This is a genomic window from Pseudomonas sp. GL-RE-26 (assembly GCF_019956275.1).
Lineage (GTDB): Bacteria > Pseudomonadota > Gammaproteobacteria > Pseudomonadales > Pseudomonadaceae > Aquipseudomonas > Aquipseudomonas grandcourensis.
In genome coordinates this window covers 33,015-50,691 of the sequence record NZ_JAHBDI010000019.1, presented here as the reverse complement: position 1 = coordinate 50,691, position 17,677 = coordinate 33,015, and the positions used below count along the sequence as shown (strand labels likewise).

17 protein-coding genes and 1 pseudogene are annotated in these 17,677 nt (G+C 58.7%); 10 read left to right on the top strand and 8 right to left on the bottom strand.

Features of this window, described 5'->3' with window-relative positions; genetic code table 11:
- Nucleotides 1-120 precede the first annotated feature (120 nt).
- From KGB07_RS14165 to KGB07_RS14145, 5 genes are all read left to right on the top strand, one after another.
- Nucleotides 121-1,410 carry a phospholipase gene (locus KGB07_RS14165; protein WP_223465704.1) on the top strand — a complete coding sequence of 430 codons (1,290 nt, stop codon included), beginning with the start codon at nucleotides 121-123 and terminating at the stop codon, nucleotides 1,408-1,410.
- Nucleotides 1,411-1,470: 60 nt separating this feature from the next.
- A complete protein-coding gene (locus tag KGB07_RS14160) occupies nucleotides 1,471-3,426 on the top strand; it encodes a DUF1302 domain-containing protein (RefSeq protein ID WP_185754753.1) in 1,956 nt (651 codons plus the stop codon).
- A 132-nt stretch (nucleotides 3,427-3,558) separates the two neighbouring features.
- Nucleotides 3,559-4,932 carry a DUF1329 domain-containing protein gene (locus KGB07_RS14155; protein WP_223465703.1) on the top strand — a complete coding sequence of 458 codons (1,374 nt, stop codon included), beginning with the start codon at nucleotides 3,559-3,561 and terminating at the stop codon, nucleotides 4,930-4,932.
- A gap of 87 nt (nucleotides 4,933-5,019) precedes the next feature.
- On the top strand, nucleotides 5,020-5,265 hold the full coding sequence (locus KGB07_RS14150; RefSeq protein ID WP_046038645.1) for a FitA-like ribbon-helix-helix domain-containing protein: 246 nt from the start codon (nucleotides 5,020-5,022) through the stop codon (nucleotides 5,263-5,265).
- Nucleotides 5,262-5,681, top strand: a complete 420-nt coding sequence (locus KGB07_RS14145) for a type II toxin-antitoxin system VapC family toxin (protein ID WP_223465701.1) — start codon at nucleotides 5,262-5,264, stop codon at nucleotides 5,679-5,681. Before KGB07_RS14150 ends, KGB07_RS14145 begins: the two co-directional genes overlap by 4 nt.
- A 29-nt stretch (nucleotides 5,682-5,710) precedes the next feature.
- Here KGB07_RS14145 and KGB07_RS29705 read toward each other — a convergent pair whose 3' ends face one another.
- Together KGB07_RS29705 and KGB07_RS29700 are read right to left on the bottom strand one after the other, a co-directional pair.
- Entirely contained in the window at nucleotides 5,711-6,415 is a 705-nt protein-coding gene (locus KGB07_RS29705; protein WP_407514505.1) for a methyl-accepting chemotaxis protein, read from the bottom strand.
- A gap of 201 nt (nucleotides 6,416-6,616) precedes the next feature.
- A pseudogene (locus KGB07_RS29700) lies at nucleotides 6,617-7,495 on the bottom strand (methyl-accepting chemotaxis protein); the annotation flags it as partial.
- Nucleotides 7,496-7,890: 395 nt separating this feature from the next.
- Between KGB07_RS29700 and KGB07_RS14135 the strand changes: the two are divergent.
- The 3 genes from KGB07_RS14135 to KGB07_RS14125 all read left to right on the top strand — a co-directional run bounded on the left by KGB07_RS14135 (nucleotide 7,891) and on the right by KGB07_RS14125 (nucleotide 10,824).
- Nucleotides 7,891-8,562, top strand: coding sequence for a histidine phosphatase family protein (locus KGB07_RS14135; RefSeq protein WP_223465696.1), 672 nt, complete (start codon nucleotides 7,891-7,893; stop codon nucleotides 8,560-8,562).
- A 34-nt stretch (nucleotides 8,563-8,596) separates the two neighbouring features.
- The gene (locus tag KGB07_RS14130; RefSeq protein WP_046038652.1) at nucleotides 8,597-9,430 is read left to right on the top strand and encodes a phosphatase PAP2 family protein; all 834 of its coding nucleotides are present in this window, start codon (nucleotides 8,597-8,599) and stop codon (nucleotides 9,428-9,430) included.
- Between the two features lie 341 nt (nucleotides 9,431-9,771).
- Nucleotides 9,772-10,824, top strand: a complete 1,053-nt coding sequence (locus KGB07_RS14125; protein WP_223465694.1) for a metallophosphoesterase — start codon at nucleotides 9,772-9,774, stop codon at nucleotides 10,822-10,824.
- Nucleotides 10,825-10,978: 154 nt separating this feature from the next.
- Here the strand turns inward: KGB07_RS14125 and KGB07_RS14120 are convergent, their stop codons facing one another.
- On the bottom strand, nucleotides 10,979-12,385 hold the full coding sequence (locus KGB07_RS14120; protein WP_223465693.1) for a DUF2252 domain-containing protein: 1,407 nt from the start codon (nucleotides 12,383-12,385) through the stop codon (nucleotides 10,979-10,981).
- 142 nt (nucleotides 12,386-12,527) lie between these two features.
- On the opposite strand from KGB07_RS14120, the gene KGB07_RS14115 reads away from it, so the two are divergent.
- Nucleotides 12,528-13,436: a YeeE/YedE thiosulfate transporter family protein gene (locus KGB07_RS14115; RefSeq protein WP_046038654.1), complete on the top strand. Its 909-nt coding sequence runs from the start codon at nucleotides 12,528-12,530 to the stop codon at nucleotides 13,434-13,436.
- Nucleotides 13,437-13,490: 54 nt separating this feature from the next.
- Here the strand turns inward: KGB07_RS14115 and KGB07_RS14110 are convergent, their stop codons facing one another.
- From KGB07_RS14110 to KGB07_RS14100, 3 genes are all read right to left on the bottom strand, one after another.
- A complete protein-coding gene (locus tag KGB07_RS14110) occupies nucleotides 13,491-13,739 on the bottom strand; it encodes a hypothetical protein (RefSeq protein ID WP_056728170.1) in 249 nt (82 codons plus the stop codon).
- 1 nt (nucleotide 13,740) lies between these two features.
- The gene (locus KGB07_RS14105) at nucleotides 13,741-14,046 is read right to left on the bottom strand and encodes a DUF6124 family protein (RefSeq protein WP_223465723.1); all 306 of its coding nucleotides are present in this window, start codon (nucleotides 14,044-14,046) and stop codon (nucleotides 13,741-13,743) included.
- A 389-nt stretch (nucleotides 14,047-14,435) separates the two neighbouring features.
- On the bottom strand, nucleotides 14,436-14,897 hold the full coding sequence (locus tag KGB07_RS14100) for an isochorismatase family protein (RefSeq protein ID WP_046038657.1): 462 nt from the start codon (nucleotides 14,895-14,897) through the stop codon (nucleotides 14,436-14,438).
- A gap of 278 nt (nucleotides 14,898-15,175) precedes the next feature.
- Here KGB07_RS14100 and KGB07_RS14095 point away from each other — a divergent pair, with 278 nt between their 5' ends.
- Nucleotides 15,176-15,439 (top strand): hypothetical protein, encoded by a 264-nt coding sequence (locus tag KGB07_RS14095; RefSeq protein ID WP_223465691.1) that lies wholly within the window; start codon nucleotides 15,176-15,178, stop codon nucleotides 15,437-15,439.
- A 505-nt stretch (nucleotides 15,440-15,944) separates the two neighbouring features.
- Here KGB07_RS14095 and KGB07_RS14090 read toward each other — a convergent pair.
- Complete coding sequence (locus tag KGB07_RS14090; protein ID WP_223465689.1) at nucleotides 15,945-17,237, bottom strand: hypothetical protein; 1,293 nt, start codon at nucleotides 17,235-17,237, stop codon at nucleotides 15,945-15,947.
- Nucleotides 17,238-17,558, bottom strand: coding sequence for a hypothetical protein (locus KGB07_RS14085; protein ID WP_223465688.1), 321 nt, complete (start codon nucleotides 17,556-17,558; stop codon nucleotides 17,238-17,240).
- Between the last annotated feature and the right edge of the window lie 119 nt (nucleotides 17,559-17,677).

Genomic DNA, 17,677 nt, shown 5'->3' with positions numbered 1-17,677 from the left:
TGTTTTCACGCCACCTCATGTGGCGCTATCGGAGAACTTTTCTGGTGAGATTGGACAGTGTCAGGGGCAGGGTCGGTTGTTAGGCTCAACCCCCACAGCACATCCAATAAGAACCAAGCAATGAAGCTGACATTCCTCCTGTTGCTGCTTTGTGCAACGGCCCCGACAGCCTGGGGCTGGTCGAACCATACGGTGGGCAGCTACCTGGCGTTGCAGGATTTGCCGGCGTTGCGTGATGCACCGCAGGTCGAAGTCGAGCCGCTGGAACAGTTTCTTTCGCAGCAATACCAGGCCGTGAGTGCGCTGCTGGATGAGCAGGAGCTTTTCGCCCGCGAGCACTTCGCCCAATACCCGCCGCGCCCCGACAACCTGCGATTGCCAGCCGTGCCCGGGGACAATCTGCGCCACGACTTCCTCACCGCACTGCGCATCAATCCCGGGATTCATCTGGCGATGGTCATCCAGCCGGTGCCGGGCAAGGATCTGTCCGAGCGTGAACACCTCAAGGCCGAACAAGTCATGGTGGAGCAGACGCTCTCACCGTGGAATCACCAGCGCTTCATCGTTGTGGCTGACCACGAACAAGTCGCGCCCTTGGCCGTGTTGGCCAGCGCCTCAGATGAGCCGGATTACGGCCACGACATCAACCTGTTCAGCGACAACCCGGGCGAAGTGGGCGCGTTGTACGACTTCGGCCCGCAGCCTTTCGGTGACGCCCGGTTTCAGTACAGCTCCCAGGCGCCGTTCCATATGGGGTTTTTCCATGAAAGCCCGGTGGTGTATGCCGCCGCCGGATTTCTTCAGCGCAGCTGGCCGGACTGGCGCGCCTACCAGTACATGGGGTTGGCGCGACTGGCGTTTGCCACTGGCCATCCTTACTGGGGTTATCGATTTCTCGGTTGGGGCCTGCACCACGTTCAGGACCTGACCCAGCCTTATCACGCGAAGCCGCTGCCCGGTGTGGAACTGGCGAGCCTGCTGGTGCTGGAAGGCAAGGCCCTGGCCGGCTTCGATGCGGACAAACATGCGGCCATCGAACGGGTCGCCACCCGGCACATGGAAGTGGAGAAATATCAGTCGACCTGGCTTCGTCGCCTGCTGCGCGCCGGCCAGGCACACCCGATGCTCGACGCTTATGCCGACTCTGCACAGGACGCCCGCTATCCGCCGTACTCGGTGGACTACCTGCGCGAAGTAGTGAGTGCCGAGTCTGTCGACGAATCGGCGGCATTTGATGAAGCCATCGGCCAGTGGCTGGACACGGCACCGATCACCAGCGATTTCAGCAACGGTAATCAGCTGCAGCGCGAAGACTTCGATCATCCGGCACTTAACCGGCAGCTGTTCAAACTGCTGGGGCATTTCGGCGCCCACAGCCGGATTTACGCCCGTGCGGGATTGGCGCCATAGCCATCGCAGCAACAGTGTCAGAACACAAAAACAATAAAACCAGGGAAAGGGGAACAGATCATGAACACTCGATTTCGCCTGTCTGGCGCGGCGCTTCCCGGCGTGGGCCTGGCAGGGCTGCTGCAACTGTGCGCGGTCGACGGCGTGCAGGCCAAGGAGTTCAGCGTGCTGGACAACCAGGTCACCGGTTCATTCGACAGTACCCTGTCCTATGGGCGCTTGTGGCGGGTCCAGGGCCGGGACAAGAACAACGATGACGTCAACACCAACGACGGCAATCGCAACTTCGATACCGGGTTGGTTTCCGAGGTGTACAAGATCACCTCGGAGCTCGAGGCCAACTATCAGAACTACGGGATGTTCGTGCGCGGTACCGCGTTCTATGACACGCAACTGATGGACAAGCGCAACGATTACTACCGCAACAACAACCCGTCGCAACCCAGCCAGAGTTTCCCGCAGGACGACCACTTCACGGACCAGACCCGCGATATCGCCGGCAGCCGGGTGGAGATGCTCGACGCCTACCTCTATGGCAACTGGGACGTCGCGCAGATGCCGCTCACGGCACGCATAGGGCGCCAGGTGTTCAACTGGGGCGAGGGGATTTTCTACCGAGGCGGGATCAACACCACCAACCCGGTGGATGCGGCCAAGTACCGTTTGCCCGGTGCCGAAGTCAAGGAAGTGCTGGTACCGGTGGAAGCGCTGAGCTTCAACATCGGCCTGACCGACAGCCTGACCATGGAAAGCTTTTACCAGACGAACTGGAAGGAAACCCGCATCGACCCGGTCGGCACGTTCTACTCGCAGACGGACCTGTTCGCCGACGGCGGCAACACCGCCTACAACAACTTTACCGGTACCGCCCTGGACACCCCGGTGCCTGGCTTCGGCAATGTGATCGGTCTGTACAGTGCACTGGGCAACAACCCGTTGCTCAACCAGGCCCTGAGCACCACCGGCCTGTACGCCAACGGGGTCACCCCGGCCTTTGGCAACACCGTCAAAGTGGCCTCGGTCGGCAAGGATGACAACGCGCGCAACGACGGCCAGTTCGGTTTCGCTTTTCGCTACATCGTAGAAGAGCTCAACAGCACCGAGTTCGGGTTGTACATGGTCAACTACCACGCCAAGGAACCAACCATTTCCGCCGATCTGGGCGGGTACAAGGGCATCGACATGAATGCCCTGACCAACCTGTTGGCCGGTGTCGCCGGCAGTCAGGCGGGGCAACTCGCCAATGGCCTGGCGACCGTGGATGTGCTGGGCAATATCCAGGCACATCGACGCTACGCCGAAGACATCCGCATGTACGGCTTCAGTTTCAATACCACCCTGGGCCAGGCGTCGGTGTTCGGTGAAGTGGCCTATCGGCCGAACCTGCCCATCGGGGTCGCCGCCACCAACGACCTGATCGGCGACCTGGCCAACGGCGCCGCCGCAGCGGCAGGCGGCCAGACCATCAACATCGGCGGGCAGCAGGTCACGCTCGACAGCCAGATCAATAACGCCGAGCGGGTGGAAGCGTTCAACACGTCCCTGGGCACGATCTACAACTTTGGCCCGAGCCTGTCATTCGACTCGATGTTCGGCGTATTCGAACTGGCGTCCGAGCACCTGCGGGGCAGCAGCCTGCAATACACCGCGTATGACGGCAGTACCCGTTACTTCGCTGGCACCGGTAACTTTTCCTATGTGTCCGGCGGCGAGCGCAGCGACCAGGTCAACCGCAACTCCTACAGCTACACCGCGATGCTCAACGGCACCTGGAACGACGTGTATGCCGGGGTCAACGTCTCGCCTTATGTCGTCTACAAGGATGACTTCGAGGGCAACAGCTATCAGGCGGGCAACATCATCGAGGGCCGAAAGGCCTACACCCTGGGGATCAAGGCCAACTACCAGAACAAGCTGGAGGCCGAGCTGCAATACACCGAGTTCTACGGCGGCGGGCAGGACAACGGCCTGCGTGATCGCGACAACGTTGGCTTCAACCTCAAGTACTTCTTGTGAGTTCCAACTCATCCCCCTGTAGGAGTGAGCTTGCTCGCAATGACGGACTTTCAGTCGAAGTTGATGTTGGCTGACACACCGCTATCGCGAGCAGGCTCGCTCCTACAGGTTTTTGTATTTCGGAGAACGATCATGTTTCACACTTCACGACTGACCAAGACCACGCTGGCGCTGTTCCTGAGCCTGGCCGCCGGCAGCGCGCTGGCCGCGGTCACGCCCCAGCAGGCCGAGCAATTGAAGACCACGCTGACGCCGCTGGGGGCCGAGCGTGCCGGCAACGCGGCCGGGACCATTCCGGCCTGGAGCGGCGGCATCACCCAGGCGCCGGCGGGCTACAAGCCAGGCCAGCATCACCTTGATCCCTATGCGGCGGACAAGCCGCTCTTCACCATCACCAAGGCCAACCTTGAACAGTACAAGGCCCACCTCAGCCCGGGTCAGATCGCACTGTTCAACAGCTACCCCGACACCTTCCAGATGCCGGTCTATCCCTCTCGCCGCTCGAGCTCGGCGCCGCAGTGGCTGTACGACAACACCTTGAAAAATGCGACCTCGGCCAAGCTGCTCGATGGCGGGACCGGTTTTGCCGATGCCTATGGCGGTGTGCCGTTCCCGGTGCCCAAGGATGGGGTCGAGGTGCTGTGGAACCACATCACCCGTTATCGCGGCATCTATGTGGTCCGTCGTGCCTCCGAAGCGCCGGTACAACGCAACGGCAGCTTCGCGCTGGTGACCTCGCAGCAGGAAGGGCTCTTCAATTATTACCGCTCGGGCGGGCAGTTTGCCGACCTGAAAAACATCCTGTTCTACTACCTGGCGTTCGTGAAGAGCCCGGCCCGGCTGGCGGGCGGTGCAGCACTGGTTCACGAGACCCTGGACCAGCTCAAGGACCCGCGCCAGGCCTGGGTCTACGACGCCGGCCAGCGCCGTGTGCGCCGGGCGCCGAACCTCGCGTATGACACCCCGATCGCCTCATCCGACGGCCTGCGCACGGCGGACGATACGGACCTGTTCAACGGCTCGCCAGACCGCTACGACTGGAAGCTCAAGGGCAAGCAAGAGGTCTACATTCCCTATAACAATTACAAAGTCGGCAGCCCTGAGGTGAAGTACGAGCAGTTGCTCACACCGGGCCACCTCAACCCGCAATTCACCCGTTATGAGTTGCATCGGGTCTGGGTGGTCGAAGGCACGCTCAAGCCAGGCGCGCGGCATATCTATTCCAAGCGCGTGCTGTTTCTGGACGAAGACAGTTGGGGCGCCGCCTTGGTGGATCAATACGACGGGCGAGGGGAGTTGTGGCGGGTGTCGATGGCCTACCTGAAAAACTTCTACGACCTGCCCACCACCTGGAGTGCGCTGGACGTATTCCATGACTTGCAGGCGCGTCGTTACTACGTGCAGAACCTGGATAACGAAGAGCCGGGCACAGTGGACTTCGCCCAACCGGTACCGGAAGACGCTTACTTCATGCCGTCGGCATTGCGCCAGCGCGGGACGCGGTGATATTGGCCATTCGGAAGATTGCCGGGTTTTGGTTTGCCAGGATGTGCTAGCCTGCAATCAATGATTTCATTGATTGCAGGAGGCATCATGGCCAGCATCACAATTAGAAACCTTGATGAGAAGCTCAAGGAGCAACTGCGCATCACAGCGGCTCATAACGGACATTCCATGGAAGAAGAGGCTCGCCTGATTCTGGGCAGGGCCTTGGCGACAGTTGATCGCGCCGGTGGACTTGGAAGCAGGATCCGCAACAGATTCAGCGCTCTCGGTGGAGTCGAGCTTGATCTGCCAGAGCGTTCAGAGAAAGCAACGGCGGTGGATTTTTCTGAATGATAGTGCTCGATACCAACGTTCTTTCAGAGTTTATGCGAGTCGAGCCTGAAGCCAGGGTGCTTGCCTGGGTTGATGCGCAGCCGGCGATGGATCTGGCAGTCAGTACGGTAACGGTGGCGGAAATACTCCACGGCATCGCACGCCTGCCTTCGGGCAAGTGCAAACAAAAACTTGAAGCCCATGCCATGGCCATGTTCGAAGAGGACTTTACCGGACGCATTTTGCCGTTCGATGCCCATGCCGCTGTTGAGTACGCAACGCTGACGGCAGGTGCTGAGGCAAATGGGCGTGCGGTTTCAATGGCAGATGCGCAAATTGCCGCCATTTGCCGAAGTCATGGGGCAGCAATAGCCACCCGCAATGTTCGAGATTTCGAGTTCAGCGGTGTTGAAGTGATAGATCCCTGGATGAGCTGAGTTCCCCTGTAGGAGCGAGCCTGAAGTCATCACACGCGGAAGTGGCTCACCATCTGCTGTAATTGACCACCCAGCCGCGCCAGTTCAACGCTGGACTTGGCGGTCTCATCGCTCGCCGCGGCGGTCTGTTCGGACACATCGCGCACGTTGATGATGCTGCGGCTGATCTCCTCGGCCACGGCGCTTTGCTGTTCGGCAGCGGCGGCGATCTGCTGGTTCATCGACTGGATATTGGACACTGTGCGGGTGATGTTCTCCAGTGACTCGCCGGCCTTGCGGGTCAGGGCCACGCTGCTGTCGGTGAGGACGCGGCTGTTGTTCATCACGGCGGACACTTGTTGCGTGCCGTTCTGCAGGCCGGCCACTAGGCCTTCGATTTCCTCGGTGGATTTCTGCGTACGCTGGGCCAGGCCGCGGACCTCGTCGGCCACCACGGCAAAACCACGACCGGCTTCACCGGCACGGGCCGCTTCGATGGCGGCATTGAGCGCCAGCAGGTTGGTCTGTTCGGCGACGGCCTTGATCACGTCCATGACGCTGCCGATCTTGTCGCTTTCCTGTTGCAGCACGCTCATGGCCTCGGTGGAGCGCACCACTTCGCTGGCCAGGCGCTCGATCTGGGCGATGGCTTCGTTGACCACTTTGTCACCCTCACGGGCTTCGCCGTCCGCCGCCGCAGCGGCTTGCGAGGCTTCTTCGGCGTTGCGCGCGACTTCCTGCACGGTGGCGGTCATCTCGTGCATGGCGGTGGCGACCTGATCGGTCTCGACTTTCTGGCTGTTGACCCCGGCACTGGTCTGCTCGGTCACGGCCGACAGTTCTTCGGCGGCGCTGGCGATCTGGGTCACGCCGTCGCGGATGCCGCTGATCAAGTCGCGCAGGGTTACGCCCATACGTGCGATGCCTTGCTGCAACACGCCGAGTTCGTCGCGACGGGTGACCAGCACGTTGTGGGACAGGTCACCGCTGGCGATGCGATCGACCACCGCCAGGGTTTCGCGCAATGGGCGGGTGATCTGGCGAGTGATGACCACGGCGGCAATGATGCCCACCAGCAACGCCAGCAACGTGCTGATCAGTTGCAGGGTACGGGCCTGGGCGCTTTCGGCGTCGCGACGGTCGAGCTGGATCTGATACAGCTGATCGCTCTGGGACACGATGGCGGCGCCCTGGTCGGTCATTTCCTTGCGCGCTTGCACCGCGTCATTGCTGGCGGCCTTGTAGGCCTGCAAGGCGTTGCGGTAGTTGCTCAACGCGGTTTCCAATTGACGCAGGGCGTCTTGCTGGGAATCGGCGAAGTGCGCGTTCAGCGGTTTCAGGCTGGCGATGGCGGCGTCCAGTTGGCCGACAGCTTTTTGCTCGGTCTCGGCATTGGTACTGGCGGTGTAGCCGCGCACTTCGTAGCGGGCCAGCAGGAACGCTTCCTTGGCCGCGGTGATGGCCTGGAACTGTTCGAAGCGCTGGTCGCTCAACGGCATTTGCTGCACGCGGGTATTGATGTCATTGATCAGCGTGTTGGCGGTTTCGGCGTTGGCACTCATGGCGTCACGGGCGCTGTTGCCGGCGCGATAGGCACTGCGCATCTTGCCCAGGGACGTCCTGTAGGTGTCGATGACGGCGCCTTGCTCTCGCAGCAGCTTGAGGTTTTCCGGGCTCTTGAACTTCGCCAGCAGGGCTTGCTGCTGGGCCGAGAAGGCGTCGAGGGTGGTCTGCACGCTCTGTGCGGCGGTTTCGTCGCCGTTGGTCAGCATGTATTGCAGGCGGACCACGCGCAGCTTGGTCAGGCCGGCGTTGAGTTGGGTGATGTCGCTCATCCAGTTGCTGCGGTCGATCAACCCGCCCAGGCTGGTCCAGCCGGTCAGGGCCAGGACGCAGGTCAGTGCCAGGACCAGGCCAAACCCCAGGCCCAGCTTCAGGTTCACGCTGATGTTACCGAACCAGCTATTCATCACATTCCTCCAGGAACTTGGTACTTCTTTATCGTCGGTTGGCTGGAAGATTGTTTTTTTTGGAAGCCGCCAAGCTGTGTAAGCAGGATGTATCGGCAGCAATCCCGGGAGCTGAAAGGATTTTTCCGCAGGTTTTGTGTAACAAGATTTTTACAGCGCTTTTGAGCTTTTTTTCACATACGTTTCACCAGTCACCGACGCGCCTTTCTTTAACCTGCCGGGATCTAATGGGGTAGTGTTTGCTGGCGAGGCGGCGTGATGTGGAATTAAGACTGAGTCTTTTCGGAAAAAAACGCTCGATCGATCTGAACCGCTTCGCCCGCTATCGCAACGCTGCGGTGGTGTTGGCCTCGGCGCTGCTGGTCATTCCGCTGACCTTGTTTTTGTTGCGTCCCGCCACCGCACCGGACCTGGCTCACGGCAATGTGGCCGGTGCACAGGCTTTGATGGCGGGATGGGCCAAGGGCGACATCATCGTGCTGGTGCGTCACGTCGAGCGCTGCGATCACTCCTCGGCGCCTTGCCTGGTTGGCAACGATGGCATTACCGAGCGCTCTCGCAGTGTTGCCGAGAGCCTTGGGGCACAGTTCAAACACCTTGGCCTGGGCAAGGCCGATATCTACAACAGCCCGATCCTGCGCACTGCACAGACTGCCAACTTCATGTTCAACAAGGTTGGCGCGGGGGAAGACTGGCTGATCAGTTGCAAGGGCACCATGCTGCGCGAGACGCTTGCGCATAAAGTGGCCGGGCGTAACCTGATTCTGGTGACCCACAGCGAGTGCATGGAGCAACTGGAAAAAGACCTCGAGTTACCGCCTTCGGCCCTGGGTTATGGCGCTTCACTGTTTTTTTCCGCCGAAACCCCGCAGACTCCGCGCATGCTTGGCTTTATCGACGCTTCCGACTGGAACTCGGTAAGCACTCATTGAGTTTTTCCCTCTTCTTTCTGAATCAGGATTCACAATGCTGACCGCCTCTCGCTACCGCTTTTACTGGGTGAATTTTGGTATTCCGCTGGCCTGCGCGGTCGCGGTGTTCCTGATGTTCGACATGACCAGCATCGACATCGCCTTCAACAATTACTTTTTCGATCCGGTGACGCAGACGTACCCGTTGGACCAGGTCCATCTGTTCGAAAAGATCACCCACAAATGGGCGCGGATCATTCCGAACTGGACCGGCGAAATTGCGATTATCGGTGCCTTGCTGTCGTTTCTCTGGCCGCGCCTGAAGGCTGAAAAGCACTCGAAAATCATCGCTTTCCTGGAAAAAATCAAAGTCGCACCGGTGCTGCGCTTTGCCACCCGCCATCGTCGCGACTTTCTCTACGTGGTGTTTGCGTTCTCCATCAGCACCGGGGTCATTCACTACCTCAAGGGCCACACCAGCGTGTATTGCCCGATCGAGACGACCCTGTACGGCGGCAAAATGGAGCACATCGAGTGGTATGAGAATTTCGACCTGCTCAAGACCGCCGGTGACGGTCGCTGCTGGCCGGGCGGACATGCGTCGGGCGGTTTCACCATGCTGGCGTTGTACTTCGTAGCTCGCCGCTATCGCTGGCGCTACTCGAAAGCGATCATGTACGGCTCGCTGACCCTCGGTTTCATTTATGGCACCACACGGGTACTACAAGGGTGGCACTACATGTCCCACACCTTCTGGGCCGGGATCTTCGTGTGGCTGGCGTGTTTGCTGACGGCGCTGGCGTTCTACGGGCGAGCGAGGCTGGAACAGCCCGTGCTCTCCAAAGCGCAACAACCGGTGCCGATGGCTCAGACTCAGCCTGTGAATTGAGTTGGCGTTGAACTGAAAAACCCGCAACCCGAAAGGGTTGCGGGTTTTTTTTGCCCGAGGAAACCGTCAGAAAGCTCAGGGTTCGTGTGCGACTGCGATCAACGGTACAGCAGACTCAGAGGCGGTTTTTCCAGAAACGGTTCGCTGAAAAGTCGCAGGCAACACAGTGCACGACATGACTTCTGGCTACCGGAAAAGGAAGGCCGAAAAAAACAGGCTGGAAAAAAGTGTACGGAACGATTTCTTAACAAATCGTGAACAAATGCTGTGATCTATTGGGGGGGTAGATCGATCTTTATTTCGTCACCCTGTCTGGCTTTCCAAGCCCAGTGAGTCCCTGAGTGAAACGCAAAAATTCCACCTCGATTTCTGCAAAACGTTTGGTGCTCCGAAGGATTGTGCTTGGCTCCGGCATTGCCTTCGCTCTTTTGTTGGCGACCGTTGGTTACTGGCTGTTTACGCCACCATCGCCGTACGTTCCGTTGAGCCGTCTGGACCCTGCATCGGTGTCGATGATCGCGGTGGGCGATCAGGGTAGCGGTGACTTGCAACAGTGGCGGGTGGGGCAAGCCATGGAGCGGGTTGCGTCCAGGGAGGGGCGCCTGGACATGGTGGTTTTCCTTGGCGACAACTTCTATGGCAAGCCATTGACCAGCACCCACGATCTCCACTGGGAAACCCGATTCGAGCGTGTCTATTGGGGCCATTGGCTCAGTCATGTGCCGTTCTACGCAGTGCTGGGTAACCACGATTACCCGGTGTCGCAAAAATACGAGATCGAGTACGGCCAACAGCACAAGGGATCGGGCCGTTGGCAGATGCCGGCGAATTTCTACATCAAGGATTTCGGTGACGTCGACGGGCGGCCATTGGTGCGGATGGTGTTCCTCGATACCTCGGCGCCACGTGAGAGTTTGCAGCAGCAAATCGACTTGATCGATCAGGCGTACCAGGCACCCGGACCGGCACCGGTATGGCGAATAGCCGCGTCCCATCACCCGGTGCGCAATCAAGGCCAGCATGGCGAGGAGTCGGATCTGCTCACACGGCTCTTGCCAGTGTTGCAACGCAACCACGTCGATCTGCTTTTGTCAGGTCATGATCACAACCAGCAGTTGCTGTTGCGTGCAGGTGAACCCGCGTGGGTGATTTCCGGGGCGGGTGGCAAGAGGCTGTATGCCTTGCAAGCGCCAACACCGGATAGCACCTTTACTGACTCGCGGGCTGGTTTTGCCAAACTTGACCTGAGCGCCACTCAACTCAGGCTGGGGTATTACAACGACCGCGGCGATCTGGAGTCCGGCTTTCGCTGGGCCAGAGATTGCCAGTGGATGGCCAAAGGCTGTTTGCTGCCCGAGCAATCGCAAGGGAGCGTCGCGCAGGTGGCACAGTGATTGGCGCAAACCCGCAGGCAAAAAAAAGCCCGCGGGAGGGCGGGCAAACCGTAGTTTCTTGAATGAGCGAGTGCAATGTACAGGCAGTAACGGAACCGTGGGGTGAAGAAAAGTTCATCTGGATCAACGCCCCGTACCAGAGCTTGCGACACCGCTACGGCAAATGATCCGCAGCAAAGTCGGCTTCCGACCGGGCACGCAAACGGCCCTTGCGGCAGGCTTGCTGGAACCGCTCGAAATCACGTTCGTTCTGCTCGGTATAGCCTTTAGCATATTTATAGAGCGCGTCGGCCAGTGCGTCGCTCTTGCCGATGTAGCCGCTGATCACTGCCGCTTGCCCGGAAGACTTGGCATGGGCGCGAGCCAGGGCCCGGCCGCAGAGCCGGCCATAGGCGGCGAATGCGTCGCCATCGAAGGTCTCGAGTTCGGCAGAAATCTTCATGTCGCGCAATTGCCGCACATAGAAATGCCGCCCACTGGGGCCGGTGGTCCAGCCGAGGAACAAGTCGCTGGCCGATTGCATCAACCGCTGGCCGTCGACCACCCGTTGCCCCTCATGCCGTATTCGCGACCTGGTCTTCACGTAGCCGGCGAGCACCGAGCGTCGCGCTTCCTTGAATTGCAGGAACAGCGGGAACTCCTGATCGTCGGTCAGCAGCGCCACGAGGCAACGGGTGCCGACACTGCCGACGCCCACCACTTTGAACGCCATGTCCTGAACGTGAAAACGCGACACCAGATCACGGCGGTCCGCTTGCAGGGTGCCGCGGTAGTCGCGCATGAAGGTGTCGTAGAGCGGACGCCAGTCCGAGAGGCGCAACCAGTCATCATCGGCGTCCAGCAGTGTGGTGTTTTTGTGCAGGTGGAAAATTTCCGGCAGGTCATCGCGAATGATCAGACGGCCATGGGCGTCGCGTTCGCTGATTTTCGGCAGCAGTTCGGCGTGGGTGCGCCGTTCGGCTTTGGCGATGGCGCGTTCCACATGCTCCAGGGTGCTCTTGTTGGCCTGCGCCAGCAGGTCGTCATAGCTGATGGATTCGTACCAGGTTTCCAGCGCACTCTGTTCGGCGCACTCCAGCATGGTCTGCTGATAGGCGTGCACCACTTCGTGGCAGATCGTTTCCTCAACGGATTCCCCATGGCGCAAGTCGCGGGCGGCCACCAGGAAGCTCGCCACCAGGCGTTTCAAGTCCCACTCCCACGGCCCGGGATGGGCTTCGTCGAAGTCGTTGACGCTGAACAGCAGGTTGCGCTCAGGCGTTGCGAAACCGCCGAAGTTCATCAAGTGGCTATCGCCACAAATCGGCGAAACCAGCCCCATGTTCGAGGTGCCCGCCAGGTCGTGGGCCTGCAGCAACGCGTTGCCGCGATAGAACGTGAACGGTGAAACCAGCATCCGTCCGTAGCGCAACTCCACCAGCGATTTGATGCGTCCTTCACTCGACGCCTTGATCAGCGGTATGGGGTCGCGCTCGACATTGCCCAGGGCTGCTTGCGAACTGCGGGAGCACTTCTTGCGCGCATTCTTGCCTTGCTTCAAACGGTCGGTGAGGGTGGTCATGGAGGCCTATTCGACAGGGGTTGTGGGGCAATTGCGGATTGAGTGTAGAAGGGCTTTGCGGGTTCGTCCGAAGTGTTTGCGCAACGACTAATCTGTCTGTCAGGCATCGACTTGATGCCATCACCCGGAAACAAGGAGGCCCGTGTTTTCATTGCCGGTTTCACTGCTGCTGGCGTTCCTCATCGGCTGGGTCTCTCAGCGCATGGGTATGTGCCTGGTCAATGCCATGGGGCTGCTGCTCAAGCGTCGGCCGACCCTGTTCGTGTCGTTGGTCAGTTGTGGTCTGTTCGGTCTGTTGCTCGCACCGCTCTACGCCTTGTCTGGCGTCAGTCAGCCGCTGTTCATCCCTGAAGTTGGCTATCTGTCACTGGTCGGTGGCGGTTTGTTGTTCGGCCTCGCCTCGGTACTCAACGACGGATGCAGTGTCGGCACCCTCACCAAGCTCGCCAGCGGCAACCTCAACAAGGTCTTCACCATTCTCGGCTGGGTGCTGGGCATCGTACTGTGGCATCACCTGAACATGTTGCCCGAACACCGGGCGCTGCAAATGCCGATGATCACCAGCCGTCATTACTGGCTGGTCATTGGCATCGTGCTGCTGATTTTGCTGTTCCTGATCCGGATTCACGGCGACAGACACCTGGTGCTGTCGAGCTTGCTCCTGGGGGCGTTGACCAGTGCTCTCTACGCCTTTGAACCGTTGTGGACGCCCAGCGTGTTTTTCTACGATCTCTCGCAATCGTTCTGGGTCTCGAGCGACACATCATTGACTACCCCGCGTGTGGCGGTGTTCGCCATGCTGATGCTGGGCATGCTCTGTTACACCTTGCATCGCCGCACGTTCAACTTTCAGCGGTTTGCAGCGATGACAGCGGGCAGGCATTTGCTCGCAGGCGTGTTGATGGGGACCGGTGCGTCGATGATGCTGGGCGGCAATGACTCGCAGATTTTGTTGGTGTTTCCGACGCTGACTTGGGTGGGAGCGGTGCCGTTGGTGTCGATTGTGTTGGGGATATTGGTGGGGGTTGGGGTTAAGCGGCTGCGTGCTTGATGATCGCGGCTCTGGAGTTGGACGACCTCAATGAGACCGTCCATTTTTCAAGGATCAAACCTGCATCCGCAACCGCCGTCCAACCACATCCAGCAAATCGCAACCATCGCGCAGGGACGTGACCAGCACCCGCGCCAGTTCGCTGTAAACACCCTCGTCAGCCGCGAAACTCTCCAGCAATTGCGTTGCGGTTCGAATGCGATAAGCAGCTGTTTCGTGCAGCACATCCAGTGGTGCCTCGGTGTCGATCAGCAGCGACGCGATGGTGCAGTCGATGCCGGTCATCGGCATGTATCGATCCATCTCAAGCCTCCACTTCGTCGAGAGGCGCGATGTTGTCCAGTGCCCGGTTTACCAGCAATTGCGCCAGCACGGCCAACTGCTGGATCGCCAGGGCGATGTTGCGACGCGAACTCTCAAGCTCGCAGGCAAGGTCGGTGCTCATGACGTTGAGCGAGGCGAGGATTTCGCTGGCGTGGGTGAGCAGGGACGGTGTGTCGATGTTGGGGCGGAGGGTGAAGACGTGGCTGATGGGGTCGAGGTGATTGGGATTGCGCAGGCGGGCGCTGATGGCGGGTTCGGTGGTTTTGGAGAGTTGGGATAAGTCGATTTTGTCTTAAGCTAAATTAGCTGGGGTTTCCGGGGGATTGGGGCTGTTCTTTTTCAAGATGGCATTCCTCACACTGTTTAGAGAAGCTGCCATCCCCTGCTGTCAAACAGGATTGGGTGGCAGCTATACGCGGGTTGACAGACCGGAAGTGTGAGAACCCGGTGCACCCGAAGGTGCCCCGCGCACAGCCGCCATAATCGTGACTACATGCGCGAATGCATGCTGTCTGATTTGGGAGGTGTGAAGATTACACTTTCAGCCTGTCAAAGCCGATCGCTGATTTGCAGCGACCCCTGAAGGCTATCGTCGAGAAGTTGCGTCCGCCAGTTCATGAAAGGCGATGCGTTTTGCGGGAAATGTCCTAGGACGCGGTGAAGTCGTTGCATCGATCACAGGTCACTTGATCTCACCGTGTGCTTGAAATGATGCTCCCAAAGCCTGACCCCCAACCCGCCCGTCCGGTCCAGCGATGACCCCACCGTCAAATCCGTAATCAACGTCGGTTGCAAACCCGCATCAAACAGCGCAAATCCCGCCGCCAGGCAACAGGTCTCGGTCTGCAGGCCGCACACCAGTACGCGTTCGACGTTGAGGCTTCTCAGGTAGTCGATGGTTTCCGGTGTGGGCGCGTAGCCGTGCTTGATAAAGATGCGGTCGGCCGGGATCAGGCTGTCATCGTTCGGCGCGGGGTGCCAGCCGAGCTGTTTTTCAAAGGGGGTTATGGATTCGTCATGGCGCTCGACCGTGGCGACACTGGGCAGGGTGCCAATGAGCGCCTGGATACCGTCGATCAGCCACTGCGGCGGGGCGAAGCCGGGTTGTACGTCGATGATCAGGAGGGCTTGGCGCATGGGTTTCTCCGAATGGCAGTGATAGGGGCAACCCTGGATGCAAAATATTCTGGCTGGTCGCGCTGGCAGGCCAGCTGCGAAGCTCAGCCGTTACCGATGCCCATATTGCAACCATGCACATAGCGGCATTGCGCGACTGTCCATGTGACCCTATCGTCAGATTTTACCTGCCACAAAGTGCTTTTGTGAGTTGTGGGCGTACGATGTAACTCACGTTTTCGCTGAATTCCTGGGGGAGCGAACGAAGTGACCGGGCGATGTTGAATTGGAGAAAAGTCATGATTCGCAAGCACTACTTGAAAGCCCTGGCGACGCTGCTCATCGCCGCTGGCGTGCAGTGGCTGACGCTACCCGTCTACGCGACCGAGCAGGGTGAGCAGCGACGTGAAGCTCGCGATACCAGGCAGGAAGGGCGCTCCACTGCCCGGCAAACCAAGGATGTATGCAGGAAGGGCAGTGACAAGAGCAACGTCGAATGTCGCCAGGACAAGCGCAGCACCAAGCAGGATACCCGTCGCACAGCCCGGGACATCAAGTACTGATCGTTAGTGTGGGTTCTGCATCAGACTGTTGCAGGGCTTGCGATGCAGCCAGAAACAACAAAGCCCGCACAGGGCGGGCTTCGTTGGTGTCTCAATTGGTGGGCCGGGGTAATTTGAACTGGTGTTTTATGTTATTGATTTAGTTGATCAATCTTCATAGTTTTTTTCTTTTGGAATACCGACTGGAATACCATTTAGCCAAAAAACGCACCGGTCAGGTTTTCCTTGGTGTTCATGTGTGTTGCTGTCCTGATCATATTATTGGAGTAAATGGGGCGCCTGTGGACGGACGATGCGACCCGCATGCGGAGCTAGAAGGCCCTTCCAACAAGGCGACAGCCGAATCACCTGCGAACTGTCGTTTCTAGAAGTGGTTGTTACAAACAACGTTTTAAAACCGACGCCGCCGGAGAGCTCTGGATGCACTAAGCCCGTTCATGCTCATTCGTTAGAATGAGGAGCCTTTGTGCAAAGGTGAAGCTAGAGCGCTGGCACGGGGATGAACTCACTCCTCCGACCAGCCAAGCGCAACCATAAAACGTGCCTTCACAGCGCTCTCATGCATATCCCGGACAAATGACAGAAGCAGCTTGAACTGCTGGAAGCGGACCCACTGCTCCGAACCATACTCTGCGCCCTCTTGGCCGTCGGCATACACGTCGGAAAAAAAGTCTGCAGCCACTTGCGCTACACGTTCGATGACACTCTCAGGATAGCCTCTGGCAAAGATCTCCCCGGCACGAGGGTGAAAATTCGCATAATCGGGCACCATCTCTCCCGAACACTCATCCAGCGCGCGATTCAGGTCATCAAGCAACTCTGCGGCCTTGCGCTCGTAATACTGCGCATGCTCTTGCGGTGAATCGAGGATTGCCAGAATATTGTTGAAGATGCCTTCGATGCCACTGGCAATTGTCGATAAGCCAAGCCAAGACTCGTCATCGGCACAACGGTGGCGAATAGCGTTGCGGATATAAGCCAAACGCTCGGTCGCCGAGGGATGGCTGTCGCTGAAATTTATCCCGACTTTTTCAAGGCATTGGTAGATTTGCAACACGAATTCTATGCCGGCGTATCTGAATTGCAGATTGATGGCGTCGGCCGAAGAGTGGTCATCTTCTCTCGCCCCCAGCACAAACATTGCGCCAAAAAAATCGGCGACAAACTCGTCTAGGTGCGCAGCAAAGTCCACCCCCGGCATGTCATCCGATAGCTCTTCTAACATGCCGGGCGTATCCGAGGCTATGTGCCCGATCTCGTGACACAGCAGAAACGCCTCAGCCTCCATGGCCAGGTTGTTTGCTATCCGCATCTGGGCATCGTTGATCGCATAATCGGGACCATGGGCAACCTTTGTTTCCTGGAACCACCAGAACACTTCTGCTACCAGCCTGGCAGTTTCGTGCAACTCCACTCCAACGCTTTGGTCGGCGATCGAGAAGCGAGTTGCAATGATACGTGCCAACCGGTACACGAACTCTCTCATGCCCGTACTGAAAAGGATGGCATATCCGTTTTCCAGCTCGGTGATGCTGGCATCAGGGACAGGGTTTTCGATTGTTCCTATCGCGACAGTGTCGGATTCCAACAGCGAGAGAAGAACAGGATGAAGCCGGGGTTTCAGATAGCTGACCAGAAACTCTGCCCAATCCTCCTCGTTGAGCTTTTTGAGCAGATCGGACAGTTTTAGTCCGGCAGCGTGACAAGCCGTGGCGATGTCAGAAGTGATATCCTTCTCCGTGTAGACGCGGCGGTTCGCACTTGTCTTCCTGGATGCGACGTATTCCTTCGGGGTCATTTACTGGGCTCGCTTGAACTTCACTTTGATACCGGCTTGCATGCCGGCCTCGAGCTTGCCGATCAGTGCAATGCTACCTTTACCATTGACTCCGAGCGATACCTCGATCTCATCGACGCAATAACCCGACTTCGCTACTGGCTGTTCGTCCAGTACCTTCTGAAACCGGGATAGCACCGCCTTAAGGTTTTCGCTCAGGGTTTCCAGATCCACTTCGGTAGTACTGGTTCTGGGGCGCCCCAGCGAAGGCAACGCATTGCGCGTTGTCGTTTCGGTCGTTTCGATATCCCAGACTTCGATGGTGCCCAGTCCACTAGACATAACACACTCCTGATATTGATCACGGTGGCCTACGCTTCTATGAAGGCGCAAGGCGGGATGTGCATGATAACACTCTGGTGCTATGCCGCAGCGGGCGGATTTTGGTCCGTCAAACACAC